Origin of the sequence: Phaeodactylibacter sp. (assembly GCF_040219495.1) — a bacterium.
Lineage (GTDB): Bacteria > Bacteroidota > Bacteroidia > Chitinophagales > Saprospiraceae > Phaeodactylibacter.
On sequence record NZ_JAVJSK010000002.1, the window covers coordinates 1 to 12,900 of the forward strand.

Sequence of the window (12,900 nt, forward strand, 5' to 3'; positions counted from 1 at the left end):
AGTCGAAAACTAACAATTTTTTGGTTAGACGAGGCACGAAAACCGGAGTTTAGCCTTAGCTAAATGAGGATTTTCGGGACGAAGTATAAGCAAAAAAGTGTAGTTTGCAGGCCGATTACTAAAGTCCCAACACGCTCTAAAATTTCCTTCACCCGACCCACTTCGCCAGTTTCCAGTTTGACCTTTATTCCGTGGGGATGCTGAGGTGATTTAGTAAGAATACGTGCCACATAGCCTTCCGTCAGGTCGCCGGTGCGCTGATCCTCTTTTTGCACGATGTGCACCAGTTGCCCGGGCTTGATATTTGATCGCTTTCTGCCGTCCATTCTTTTTTCGTCAAAGATAACCTAACTCCTTTCGCTGGCAATTTTTGCGGGAAATGCTTTCGCGAAAAGGAATACAACCAGAGAGCGCAGGGCTTTTCGCGAAAGCATTTGCGTCAAGGCGCGGAAATTGACAGAGAACCACTTAACTTTGTAGCATGATAGAAATTGGTACCTTCCAAAACCTCAAAGCCGTGCGCGATACGCCTCACGGCATGGTCCTTCACAACGAAGAAGGCGATGATGTCCTGCTGCCCAATAAGTATGTGCCGGAAGGCCTGCAAGAGGGTGGGGAAGTGGAGGTCTTTGTCTATACCGACTCCGAGGACTGGCCCATCGCTACCACACAGCGCCCCTTCGTGCAGCGCGATCAGTATGCCAATTTGCTGGTCAAGGAAATCTCTCCGCTCGGGGCCTGGATGGACATGGGGCTGGACAAAGACCTCCTCGTGCCTTTTTCCGAGCAGGACCTGCGCATGGAAGCCGGGAAGTACTACCCGGTCTACGTCTATGTGGATGAAGAAACCGACCGCCTCGTAGGCTCCAACCGTTTCCGTCGTTTCCTCTCCCAAGAGAACATTACCGTACAGGAGGGGCAGGAGGTCGATCTCTTCATTTTGGGCTTCTCTGATCTCGGCACCAAGGCCGCGATCAACGGACAGCACGAGGGCCTGATTTTCCAGAGTGATATTTTCCGCCCCCTGCAAGCGGGCGAGCGAACCAAAGGCTACATCAAGACCATCCGCCCGGACGGCAAAATCGATCTTACGCTTCAGCCCGAAGGCTATGCAAAAGTAGAGCCTAATTCGGAAAAAGTTTTAGACCGGCTCCGCAGCAACAATGGCTTCCTTCCGCTCCACGACAAAAGCGACCCCGATCTTATCCGCGAGCAGCTGCAAATGAGCAAAAAGACCTTTAAAAAAGCAATCGGAGGGCTTTACAAGCAGCAGTTGATTGAGCTGGTGGAAGGGGGGATTCGGTTGAAGTAAGCAGGTGCCTGCTTTCTTGTGCCCAACCGGTTGGTTGTCAATAAACTGATCTGGAAATTCGCTCTGCGGTGCGGGTTGAAAAGCAGTCAACTTGAGCATCGTAAGTAGTGGGTTGCCCCGTTCCAGGTAAGAACTCCGCGCATCGTTCAGCAGCGATCACGCCTTCTGATGACCGGGCGGAGCAGAATTCCCGATCTTATTTGATTTTCCATCCAATGTTTTTGGGGTTTGGAGCATGCTGTGCGCTGTATCCAATTTTTCTTTTTATGCCCATTTTGCCCACTCTGGGTCAAAAAGTGGGAATACGGGTGGGGGATTCCCACTTCTTCCCCCAGGCGTTCCAACTCGCCTTCCCATTTTTGTCACCAAAAAGCAATAATTAATGCCATTTTTTTGATTACATGGTGCTGTAATTGCATTGTTATGTGGGTTGTGGGGAACTTTTTAGGTAGAAATCGTGGTAAAAAGTGGTAAAAAGTGTCAGAAAGTAATACATTTGAACAAATGACTAGGTGAAGTAGTGAATATCGAACAGCTATTAGGTGAATACGAGTGCAAAATAGACGCCAAAGGGCGCATGCGCATGCCGAGCGGGCTGATCGCTCAACTCGGCGAGGGCGACGCACTCTCATTCGTCATCAACCGGGGCTTTGAGCAATGCCTCATGCTGTACCCGGAGCCTGTTTGGGAGCGGATCACCAACGAGATCAACCAACTGAATCTCTACAATAAGAAGAACCGCAACTTCGTACGCTACTTCTACCGCGGCGCACAAAAAGTCTCAATGGACAGTGCCGACCGCATCCTGGTCTCTAAACGCCTGCTGGAATACGCGGGCATCGATAAAGAAGTGGTCCTGTCGGCTTATCACGACAGAATTGAAATATGGGCAGCCGATCAGTACGAGGCACTGCTGGATGAAGAACCGGAAGATTTCTCCGACCTGGCAGAAGACGTACTGGGCAAGGCTAACGGTAAAGCACCGGAGCTATGAGTTACCACCTCCCTGTGATGGCACAGGCCTGTATAGACGGGCTGATCACAGACCCGGAAGGGACCTATGTGGATGCCACCTTTGGCGGGGGCGGGCACTCCCGGCTTATCCTCGATCACCTTGGTGAAGGGGGGAAGCTGGTGGGCTTCGATCAGGATGAAGATGCGTTGGGCAATGTGCCGGAAGATGACCGGTTCATTTTTGTGCAGCATAACTTCCGCTTTCTGAAGCGTTTCCTGAAACTGCACCGCATCCGTCAGGTAGACGGTATCCTGGCAGACCTGGGCGTTTCTTCCCATCAGCTGGATGTGCCGGAGCGGGGGTTCTCCTTCCGCTTTGATGCACCGCTTGACATGCGGATGAATCAGCAGCAGGACGAGACTGCGGCGAGTCTGTTGCAGCGCCTCAATGCGGAAGACCTGCAGGATATCCTGGGGCGCTTTGGGGAGGTGCGCAACGCCAAAACGCTTGCGGAGCAGCTGGTAGCCGAACAGCGGGTGAAGCCGATCGAAACGATAGGTGAATTCTTGACGGTGGTAGACCCACTCGTCCGCGGCAACCGGGCAAGGTACCTGGCACAGGTTTTTCAGGCTTTGCGTATCGCTGTGAATGACGAAATGGGCGCTTTGGAAGACTTCCTGCAGCAATGCCTGGAAGTGCTCAGGCCGGGCGGCCGGCTGGTGGTGATGGCTTACCACTCTCTGGAAGATCGCATGGTCAAACATTTCCTGAAAACCGGAAATGTGGAAGGCGTGCAGGAAAAAGATTTTTACGGCAATATCCACCGCCCGTTTAAGGTGCTGACGAAAAAAGCAGTGGTGCCCGCTAAAGAAGAAATTGAACGCAATTCCCGCGCCCGTAGTGCAAAACTGCGGATCGGGGAGAGCCAAACAGAAGTATAAAACCAAATGGCAAAGAGACAAAGCCCCATAGCGAGCCTGTTTGACATGGGAGTCTGGAGTAGAAGACTGCTGCAGGACCACCTGTTTTACATCCTGTTCCTGGGGTTCCTGACCTTTGTCTACATCGCTAATGCTCACCTCGCTGAGGGAAATGTTCGGGAGATTCAAACCCTGCAGAAAGACCTCAAAGAGATGCGCTGGTACTACATGTCCCTCCAATCGGAGAACATGTACAACGCTAAGCGTTCCGAGGTGGCTAAACGGGTACGCGACAACGGTCTGCGCCCGCATTCAAAACAGTTGAACCGCATACAGGTACGACAGGAAGCATATCAGTTAGGAGATGGATATTAAGAACGAAGTCCTTTACCGGGTCTACTTTCTCCTGTTCGGCATCGTCGTTCCGGCTGCTTTGGTATTGGTCTATCGTACGGTTGACCTGGCCATCCTCAACGGGGATAAATGGCGGGAAGCGGGTAAGGAAAACTACCTGGACTACCGGACTGTGGAAGCCGACCGGGGCAACATCTTTGCTGGAGATGGCAACCTGCTGGCCACTTCCATACCGTACTTCAATATCCGGTTTGACCCCTTGGCGGCTGATGATGAGGCTTTTGAAGAAAACCTCGATACCCTGGCGCACTGTCTGGCCTACTACGTACTGGAAGATGTAACGGTAGGTGGGGCAAGGGAGTACCTCCTCGAATTGCGGGAGGGCACAGACCGCTACGTACTCTTGAAGAAACAAGTCTCCTACGCGGAGAAAAAGTTCATTGAATCGTTTCCATTATTTCGCTTAGGCCGAAACGGCGGTGGCTTCATCGCAGTGAAACGCAGCGAGCGCAAGAGGCCATTTGGTATTCTGGCGCAACGGACCGTAGGGTACGTACGCGAGGGGGCCAAGCCGGTGGGTTTGGAAGGCTACTACGACGAAGTGCTGGGCGGTCAGCCTGGTCAGCAGTTGATGGTCTGCGTAGACCGCAGGAAAGACCTCTGGATGCCCGTGGATGACCTCAGCGCTATTGAGCCTCAAAGTGGTAATGATATCGTCACTACCCTCGATTTGGATATTCAGGACATTGCCGAACGGGCGCTGAACCGGGCCGTCAATGCTCATGATGCCGAATGGGGCACCGCTATTGTGCTGGAAGTTGAAACCGGTGCAGTCCGGGCTGTCGCCAACCTTGGCCGTACGGATCAGGGCTGGTGGGAGACTTATAACTTTGCAGTAGGTACGGCCAGTGAGCCTGGCTCCACCTTCAAAGCAGCCTCTGTACTGGCGCTGCTGGAAGATGGCTACCTGACACTCGATGACTCCATCCGAATCTACAATGGCAAGGCGGAGTTTTACGAGGAGACCATGGAGGATGCCTCGCCTTACAGCTACCGCCTTGATACCATTTCTCTGCGGGAAGCCTTCGAGATTTCCTCCAACGTTGGTATCGCCAAAACGATAGAGCGCTTCTACGGAGAAAAGAATGACCGTAACGACGATGAGGGCGCCGCCCGCTTCGTTCGCCGGCTCAAGCAGTTCAACCTGCATCAGCCAATTGGCATAGAAATCGAAGGCGAAGCTAATCCTTACATAAAGGAGGCCTACAGCGAAGCCGATTACTGGAGCGGCACTACGCTGCCCTGGATGTCGATCGGTTATGAGCTGGAACTGACCCCTCTGCAGCTATTGACGTTTTACAACGCAGTAGCCAACGACGGCAAAATGATGAAGCCTTACCTGGTTTCTGAAATACAGCGTATGGGCAAAACAGAAGAGCAGTTTTACCCTACGGTTATCAACCGCCGGATCGCTTCCAAAAAGGCGATCAGTCAGCTGCAGGAATTGTTGCGGGCAGTGGTTGAGCACGAGCAGGGCACGGCCCACGACCTCTACACCACCGATTATGCTTTTGCAGGCAAAACCGGCACGGCTCAGGTCAACTACAAGAAAGGGCCACGGGGTAATAGTATTGGTGGGCACCAAGCTTCTTTTGTCGGGTATTTCCCGGCCGAAGCACCGCAGTACTCCTGCATTGTGGTCATCAATAAGCCACGCCGGGGCGGATTTTACGGTGGTGATGTGGCTGGTCCTGTTTTCCGGGAGATTGCCGACAATATCTACCGGGTAAAGCCTGCACTGCACCCGGTCATGAACGCAGAGGCACCGCCTGTTGCTGTTGAAAATACATTGCCAGGCCTGAGCATTGGAGCACAAGAAGACTTCCGCTCATTGCTGGCGTACCTTGATATGAATGTTTACGGGGAACCAACCACCCAAATGGCGGTGTTGCGCCCCTACTCGGATAGCTTGAAAATGGAAAACCGAACAATGGCGGAGGAAACAGTGCCCAACGTTGTCGGATTAGGGCTGCGGGATGCCTTGCACGTACTGGAAAACCGAGGGTTGAAAGTCTCGGTAGAAGGCGTAGGCAAGGTGGCTCGGCAATCCATCATACCCGGCACGAGAATCCGGGGGCAAAAAATAAAGCTTTACCTGCGCTAGTGAATTGCCCGGGAAGTATTGAGCGTAAAAGTTCAGCAACCTAAGGCTTTAAAGCGTGAAACACACTGCGTTATTTCGCATTAGTCGCACCAGCAAAACAAAACGAAACCAACACCGCGGGGCAGAACAGGCCCCGCAAAAAAAACCTGGATGTAGCATGTCTACAACACTCGAAGACCTCCTGGAACCTGTAAAGGTATTAGCTGCCAACGGGCCGCTAGACCAGAAGATTGAAAGCTTACAGTTTGATTCCCGGAAAGTAAAGCACGGTGATGTATTCATCGCCATCCGGGGCACACAGGCCGATGGGCATCAGTATATCTCATCGGCCATAGAGCAGGGCGCCGTAGCTATTGTAGCTGAAACCCTGCCCGAATCGCTACCGGATCAGGTAGCCGGTGTGCAGGTAGCCGACAGCGCAAAGGCGCTCGGCGAGATGGCCAGCCTTTATTATGGCCAGCCATCGAGACAATTGAAATTGGTTGGGGTGACGGGCACCAATGGCAAAACCACGACGGTAACCTTACTGCATGAGCTTTTTCTCAGCCTGGGTTACAAAGCAGGGCTGTTGTCTACGGTGCGCAATAAAATTGGAGGGACACCACTCTCGGCTACCCACACTACACCCGATGCATTGGCCATCAATGCCTTGCTTCGGGAAATGGTGGATGCCGGCTGCGATTTTGCCTTTATGGAGGTCAGTTCGCACGCAGCGCATCAGCACCGCATTGCCGGGCTGAATTTTGCAGGAGCGGTTTTTACCAATATTACTCATGATCACCTCGATTACCATAAAACGTTTAAGGCCTATATAGAGGCCAAAAAAATGTTCTTTGACATGTTGCCTGACACCGCCTTTGCCCTGGTCAATATAGACGACCGCAGGGGAGAGGTGATGTTACAAAATACTTTAGCCAAACGGTATACCTACAGCCTGCGGTCTATGGCCAACTTCCGGGCAAAAATCCTGGATAATTCGGTGATAGGGCTACAGATGCTCATCGATGAGCAGGAGGTGTTCAGCCGCCTGATTGGTGGCTTCAATGCCTACAACCTGCTCGCGGTTTACAGTGTAGCAGTATTGCTTGATCAGGACCGTACGGAAGCGCTCACCGCACTCAGCAAGCTGGGCGCGGTAGACGGGCGCTTCGAAACCATCGTCACACCGGGTAAAAGCTACATCGGCATTGTCGATTATGCGCATACCCCGGATGCCCTGGAGAAAGTGCTGGAAACCATAAGTCAGCTCCGGCAGCGGGACAGCCGCGTCATCACTGTTGTGGGATGCGGAGGGGACCGTGACCGGGGTAAACGCCCGGTGATGGCCAAAACAGCCTGCGCACTGAGTGATCAGGTCATTCTGACTTCCGACAACCCCCGCACCGAAAATCCGGAAGCGATTCTGGAAGATATGTGGAAGGGCGTCCCGAAAGATGCTACCCGCAAAGTGCTGACGATCGTTAACCGGCGGGAAGCCATCCGGACAGCTGCTGCACTGGTGCAGGGTGCCGATATTGTTTTGATTGCAGGAAAAGGGCACGAAAAGTATCAGGAGATAAACGGGGAACGGCTACCCTTTGATGATAAAGTAGAATTAGAAGGAGCCCTACAGGAGAAATCCTGAGCTAATCCGCGGCGGCTGCGCCCTAAATACTTATTTTAGCGGCGCTTCCGTTCACCCAATAGCGTTTACGAATGGAGGTTTTGTATAGGTTATGAATCAAGATTTTTGTCAGATCAAAACCTCTCCCGCCAAATAGCGGGAGAGCGCCCGGAACCCAGACTTCAGAAAGGGGCTCTTTAATTCCCTTTCTTCATGTAGCTACTTAGGTGAGGACGTGATGCAGAGCTGGCGGAAAAGATGATTCAGGGGCATACAAAATTTATGCTCATAAACTCTAATAACTGATCTACACTATGCTCATTCAACTCGTCGAATGGCTCGACAATTCTTCAGGAGGTTTTTCTGGCGCAGGCTTGTTCCGGTACATCACATTCCGGGCTGGGGCTGCAGCGGTTTTATCCCTGATCATCTCCATGGTTTTTGGCGGCCGAATCATCAACTACCTGCGCGCATTGCAAGTAGGGGAGACGGTGCGCGACCTGGGGCTGGCCGGGCAGTTGAGCAAACAGGGCACCCCTACGATGGGTGGCGTTATCATCATCATGGCGATTTTGATCCCCTGCCTGTTGCTGGCTGACCTAAGCAACGTTTATGTCGTGCTCATGATTGTCAGCACGGTATGGATGGCCACGATTGGGTTTATTGACGACTACATTAAGGTGTTCCGAAAGAATAAGGAAGGCCTGCGTGGTGCATTCAAGGTGCTGGGGCAGATTGGACTGGGGCTTTTGATTGCCCTGACCATGATCCTGAATGAGGATGTGGTCGTCCGCCTGGAAGTGGAAGAAGCAGCAGAGCTGGGCTACACCAAGATGGTAGGTGATACCATTAACGTTCCTGCTGATCTTGCCTTCGTTGGCCCGGCCAAAAAAGGTGATTATCAAGCCAACCTGACCAATGTGCCTTTCCTCAAAGGAAACCGGCTGGATTACGCCTGGCTGATGCCGATGCCGGAAACCTCTGCGTCTCGTTGGGTTTGGTTGTTGTTCGTGCCTCTGGTCATTTTTGTCGTCACCGCCGTATCCAATGCGGCCAATCTGACGGATGGGCTGGATGGGCTTGCTACGGGCGTTTCGGGTATCATTGGCGCAGCACTGGGTATTTTTGCCTATGTCTCCGGTAATGCCATCGCTGCCAACTATCTGAATATCCTGCATCTGCCGGGTACCGGTGAGCTGGTCATCTTTTCGGCCTGCTTCGTAGGCGCTACGCTGGGCTTCCTGTGGTACAATTCCTTCCCTGCCCAAATTTTTATGGGCGATACGGGAAGTTTGACCCTCGGTGGTATTATCGCTGCCATGGCTATTGTGCTGCGCAAAGAGCTGCTGATCCCACTCCTTTGTGGTATCTTCCTGATAGAAAACCTGTCTGTAGTCATGCAGGTGACCTATTTCAAGTATACTAAACGAAAATACGGCGAAGGCCGGCGCATATTCCTGATGTCCCCCCTGCATCATCACTATCAGAAAAAGGGAATGCCGGAAGTTAAGATCGTCACCCGCTTTTGGATCATAGGAATTCTGCTGGCTGTGCTTACGATTATCACCCTGAAAATAAGGTAAGCGCCGACACCTAGAATGAAGAATCAAATATGCACCAGAATCGACATCGCGGTTCTGGCTTTTGGGTAAGAGCGTGTTAGGGCTTTTGTCTTCTAGTCGAAAACTAGCCGTTTTTTGGTTAGACGAGGCACGAAAACCGGAGTTTAGCCTTAGCTAAATAGCCTGTCCCGCAGTTTGCGGGAAGGGTTTTCGCTCTAAGCAAGAATAAAGGGGAAGGGTTCCCCCGGTAAACGACTTCGGTACAGTAACCGGAATTTTGGAATATGAGAAACATCGTCATACTCGGAGCTGGCGAAAGCGGCGTAGGCGCTGCACTGCTGGCCCAACAAAACAGGCATCATGTCTTTGTCTCCGACCGAGGGGGCATTGCAGAAAAATACAAGCGTGAGCTGGATAGCCACGGCATTGCGTACGAAGAAGGGCAACACAGCCCCGAGCGTATCCTGCAGGCCGACGAGGTGATCAAAAGCCCGGGTATCCCCGATCACGTGCCACTGATAAAAGAACTGGTAGGCAAAGGCATACCGGTTATTGCTGAAATTGAATACGCGGCCCGCTACCACCAATCAAAAGTGATGGGGATTACGGGCAGCAACGGAAAAACGACGACCACCCGCCTGGCTTTCCACCTCCTGCAAACCGCAGGCTTTGATGTGGAAATGGGCGGAAATGTCGGCAAAAGCTTTGCCCGCTGCCTGACGGAGCGCCACCGCGCGCACTACGTCCTGGAGTTGAGCAGCTTTCAGCTGGATGGTATCGTGGACTTCCGGCCGGATATTGGGATGATCCTGAATATCTCGCCCGACCACCTCGACCGCTACGATTATAAAATGGAAAACTATATCCGGTCTAAGTTCCGGATCACCATGAATCAGCGGGCAGAGGATATCTTCCTGTACCAGGCAGAAAATGAGCACATCGCTGCTTTCCTGCCGGAGCATGAGATTTTGGCGGAAGCCATACCGATGAAGCGACAGGCGATTTTGAAAAACGGCATACAAGCCGGGGCCCATCGTTTTGATTTGCGGCCCAGCAGGCTGAGAGGGGAGCATAATGCTTTCAATGCATTGTTTGCGGTCACCGCTGCACTGCACTGGGGCGCAGAGCCGGCAGCCATACAGCAAGGTTTGGAAACCTTCACGCCGGTTCCGCACCGCATGGAGGTTGTCGCAACACGGCAGGGCGTTGAGTACATCAACGACAGCAAAGCCACCAACGTGGATGCAGTGTACTACGCGTTGGATGCCATGCCAAAGGGCGTGGTCTGGATTGCCGGCGGGCAAGACAAGGGCAATGATTACGGGCCTCTGTTGCCACTCGTCCGGGAAAAAGTCCGGGTGTTAGTCGCCTTGGGCATTGACAATACGAAACTGAAAGCCACTTTCGGCGGACTGGTTGACACTTTTGTGGAGGCCCGGTCGGCAGAAGAGGCGGTTGAAAAAGCAGGCAGCCTGGCCAGAATGGGAGAAAAAGTGCTCCTTTCGCCAGCTTGCGCGAGTTTTGACCTTTTTAAAAATTACGAACAACGGGGTGAGCAGTTCAAAGCTGCCGTCCTGGATTTAAAATAGACAAAAAAGCATGTCGCTAGCAACGAGAATATACGCAGAGCTTCAGGGAGACCGCGCCATTTGGGCGGTGATCTCCGTGTTGGCCCTATTCTCAGTCATGGCGGTGTACAGCTCAACGGGTACACTGGCCTACCGGGAAATGGGCGGCAATACGGAGTCTTTTCTGGTGAAGCATTTGCTCATCGTAGTGGGCGGGTTGTTCCTGACTTATCTGGCACACCTGATGCACTACATGAAGTACTCTCGTTCGGCCCCTGTGCTGCTGCTGATTTCGGTACCGCTGCTGATCTACACGATTGCCTTCGGGGCGGATATCAACGATGCCCGCCGCTGGATCGAAGTGCCTTTTGTGGGTATTACGTTCCAGACATCGGATTTTGCTAAGCTGGCTTTGATCATCTATCTGGCCCGTATGATTGGGTCCAAGCAAGATTATATCAAAGATTTCCAGTCGGCTTTCGTACCGATCATTGTACCGGTACTCATCATTTGCGGGCTGATTGCGCCGGCGGATTTATCGACGGCGATCCTGCTGTTTTTTACAAGCGTCCTGATGATGTTTGTGGGCCGGGTAGCCCTGCAGTATGTCGCATTACTGTTGCTGCTGGGCATCGTCGTTTTTGCTATGTTGGTGTTGTTGGGGGAGTTTTTCCCTGAGATTGTACGGTCGGATACCTGGGTCAACCGGGTCAGAGACTATATGGACAACCCCGATGGCGGCTATCAGGTCCAACAAGCTAAGATTGCGATTGCCAACGGCGAATGGATAGGACTAGGGCCGGGGAACAGTATTCAAAGGAATTACCTGCCTTCCCCGTATTCCGATTTTATCTACGCCATTATCGTAGAAGAGTATGGCATCTTTGGCGGTTTTGCGGTCATTGGCCTTTATGTTGCCCTGTTTTTCCGGTCTACCCGGCTGGTGACCAAGAGCCCTAAAGCCTTTGGTGCCATGCTTGTGATCGGGTTGAGCATCAGTTTGGTGCTGCAGGCCTTTATCAATATCGCTGTATCGGTGCACCTTGTGCCCGTTACGGGAGTGACGCTGCCTATGGTGAGCATGGGCGGTACCTCGATTCTCTTCACTTGTATCTCGTTTGGGATCATCCTGAGTGTGAGCAAGTATATTGAGACGGTTGACGGGGGATAGCGTTTGTGGTTTAGAGAGGAATGGGAGATACTTGCAGGGTGAATTTATCTTGGTTGAAGGTAATGAAGCCGGATGAATAGAGGATAAAATGATCAAATGTGGCAATGAAATTGAAAAATCCGGAGCAGGGCGTTACCCTCGACTCAACAGTTGAGGGGCGGGGGGACAACCCTCGGTCCGGCACCCCCCGAATCATTATCTCGGGAGGCGGCACCGGCGGCCACATTTTCCCTGCCATAGCCATTGCTGATGCAATAAAAGCGATGGTGCCGGAAGGAGATATCCGGTTTGTAGGGGCGAAAGGAAAAATGGAGATGGAGAAGGTCCCGAAAGCGGGTTACCCCATCGACGGGCTGTGGATCAGCGGATTGCAGCGAAAATTGACATTTCGGAACCTGAGCTTCCCGTTCAAGCTACTCAGTAGTTTGTGGCGCTCGCGTCAGATCATACGGCGCTTTAAGCCGCATGTAGCAGTGGGCGTTGGCGGGTATGCGAGCGGGCCGCTGTTGCAGGTAGCTAATAGCATGGGGATTCCCACGCTGTTGCAGGAGCAAAACTCCTTCCCCGGCATCACGAACCGTTTGTTGGGTGGTAAGGCAGATAAGATCTGTGTTGCTTACGAAGGCATGGAGCGTTTCTTCCCGGCTGAAAAGCTGTTGCTGACCGGCAATCCGGTACGCGCGCAACTACAGCAGATTCAGGCTACTCGGGAAGAAGGAGCGAAACACTTCGGGTTTGACCCGGCCAGGCCTATCCTGTTCGTATTTGGCGGCAGCCTGGGCGCAAGCTCGATCAACGCAGCGATGGCCGCGAATACGGAAGCCCTGAAAGCACGTGCGGATGTGCAGGTGCTCTGGCAGGTCGGTGAGCTCTACGAAGCGGAATACACAACCTGTGAAACGGCAGAACTACCCAACGTGAAAGCAAAGGCTTTCATCGACGGTATGGACCTGGCTTATGCGATGTCAGATGTCATCGTAGCCCGCTCCGGTGCCCTGACGATTTCAGAATTGCAATTTGCCGGGAAACCGGCGATTTTTATACCCTCCCCAAACGTGGCGGAGGACCACCAAAGCAAAAATGCGCAAGCCCTCGTACAAAAGGATGCGGCCCTGATGATTCCGGATGCGGAAGTCAGGGACAGAATCCTCCGGGATGCCATTTTTTTGATTGATGATGAGGAACGGCGACAGGCACTGAGCGTTAACATCAAAAAACTGGCACAACCGGATGCCGCAGCGCGGATTGCCCGCGAAGTGCTCCGGCTGGCTCAATCGGCAAAGCAATAACC

General features: G+C 52.7%; 10 protein-coding genes and 1 pseudogene. 10 read left to right on the forward strand and 1 reads right to left on the reverse strand.

What is annotated here, in order from left to right; genetic code table 11:
• Positions 1-134: 134 nt before the first annotated feature.
• Positions 135-326, reverse strand: a pseudogene (locus RIC19_RS00315) (YwbE family protein); the annotation flags it as partial.
• A 155-nt stretch (positions 327-481) separates the two neighbouring features.
• Between RIC19_RS00315 and RIC19_RS00320 the strand changes: the two are divergent.
• From RIC19_RS00320 to murG, 10 genes are all read left to right on the forward strand, one after another.
• Positions 482-1,312 (forward strand): CvfB family protein, encoded by an 831-nt coding sequence (locus RIC19_RS00320; protein WP_350175647.1) that lies wholly within the window; start codon positions 482-484, stop codon positions 1,310-1,312.
• Positions 1,313-1,832: 520 nt separating this feature from the next.
• Positions 1,833-2,306: a division/cell wall cluster transcriptional repressor MraZ gene (gene mraZ / locus RIC19_RS00325; protein WP_350175649.1), complete on the forward strand. Its 474-nt coding sequence runs from the start codon at positions 1,833-1,835 to the stop codon at positions 2,304-2,306.
• Positions 2,303-3,208 (forward strand): 16S rRNA (cytosine(1402)-N(4))-methyltransferase RsmH, encoded by a 906-nt coding sequence (rsmH, locus tag RIC19_RS00330; protein ID WP_350175651.1) that lies wholly within the window; start codon positions 2,303-2,305, stop codon positions 3,206-3,208. Before mraZ ends, rsmH begins: the two co-directional genes overlap by 4 nt.
• Before the next feature lie 6 nt (positions 3,209-3,214).
• Positions 3,215-3,562 (forward strand): FtsL-like putative cell division protein, encoded by a 348-nt coding sequence (locus RIC19_RS00335; RefSeq protein WP_350175653.1) that lies wholly within the window; start codon positions 3,215-3,217, stop codon positions 3,560-3,562.
• Positions 3,552-5,705, forward strand: a complete 2,154-nt coding sequence (locus RIC19_RS00340) for a PASTA domain-containing penicillin-binding protein (RefSeq protein ID WP_350175655.1) — start codon at positions 3,552-3,554, stop codon at positions 5,703-5,705. Before RIC19_RS00335 ends, RIC19_RS00340 begins: the two co-directional genes overlap by 11 nt.
• Before the next feature lie 157 nt (positions 5,706-5,862).
• Positions 5,863-7,329, forward strand: coding sequence for a UDP-N-acetylmuramoyl-L-alanyl-D-glutamate--2,6-diaminopimelate ligase (locus tag RIC19_RS00345; protein ID WP_350175657.1), 1,467 nt, complete (start codon positions 5,863-5,865; stop codon positions 7,327-7,329).
• 293 nt (positions 7,330-7,622) lie between these two features.
• Positions 7,623-8,891 carry a phospho-N-acetylmuramoyl-pentapeptide-transferase gene (mraY, locus tag RIC19_RS00350; RefSeq protein ID WP_350175659.1) on the forward strand — a complete coding sequence of 423 codons (1,269 nt, stop codon included), beginning with the start codon at positions 7,623-7,625 and terminating at the stop codon, positions 8,889-8,891.
• Between the two features lie 263 nt (positions 8,892-9,154).
• Entirely contained in the window at positions 9,155-10,459 is a 1,305-nt protein-coding gene (murD, locus tag RIC19_RS00355; RefSeq protein ID WP_350175660.1) for a UDP-N-acetylmuramoyl-L-alanine--D-glutamate ligase, read from the forward strand.
• 10 nt (positions 10,460-10,469) lie between these two features.
• Positions 10,470-11,609 carry an FtsW/RodA/SpoVE family cell cycle protein gene (locus tag RIC19_RS00360; protein WP_350175662.1) on the forward strand — a complete coding sequence of 380 codons (1,140 nt, stop codon included), beginning with the start codon at positions 10,470-10,472 and terminating at the stop codon, positions 11,607-11,609.
• Positions 11,610-11,713: 104 nt separating this feature from the next.
• Entirely contained in the window at positions 11,714-12,898 is a 1,185-nt protein-coding gene (gene murG, locus RIC19_RS00365; RefSeq protein ID WP_350175664.1) for an undecaprenyldiphospho-muramoylpentapeptide beta-N-acetylglucosaminyltransferase, read from the forward strand.
• The last annotated feature ends 2 nt before the right edge of the window (positions 12,899-12,900 follow it).

Excerpts from the sequence above, each read along its gene's own strand:
- RIC19_RS00320 (WP_350175647.1), top strand. The coding sequence starts at position 482 with ATGATAGAAATTGGTACCTTCCAAAACCTCAAAGCCGTGCGCGATACG.
- rsmH (WP_350175651.1), top strand. The coding sequence starts at position 2,303 with ATGAGTTACCACCTCCCTGTGATGGCACAGGCCTGTATAGACGGGCTG.
- RIC19_RS00335 (WP_350175653.1), top strand. The coding sequence starts at position 3,215 with ATGGCAAAGAGACAAAGCCCCATAGCGAGCCTGTTTGACATGGGAGTC.
- RIC19_RS00340 (WP_350175655.1), top strand. The coding sequence starts at position 3,552 with ATGGATATTAAGAACGAAGTCCTTTACCGGGTCTACTTTCTCCTGTTC.
- RIC19_RS00345 (WP_350175657.1), top strand. The coding sequence starts at position 5,863 with ATGTCTACAACACTCGAAGACCTCCTGGAACCTGTAAAGGTATTAGCT.
- mraY (WP_350175659.1), top strand. The coding sequence starts at position 7,623 with ATGCTCATTCAACTCGTCGAATGGCTCGACAATTCTTCAGGAGGTTTT.
- murD (WP_350175660.1), top strand. The coding sequence starts at position 9,155 with ATGAGAAACATCGTCATACTCGGAGCTGGCGAAAGCGGCGTAGGCGCT.
- RIC19_RS00360 (WP_350175662.1), top strand. The coding sequence starts at position 10,470 with ATGTCGCTAGCAACGAGAATATACGCAGAGCTTCAGGGAGACCGCGCC.
- murG (WP_350175664.1), top strand. The coding sequence starts at position 11,714 with ATGAAATTGAAAAATCCGGAGCAGGGCGTTACCCTCGACTCAACAGTT.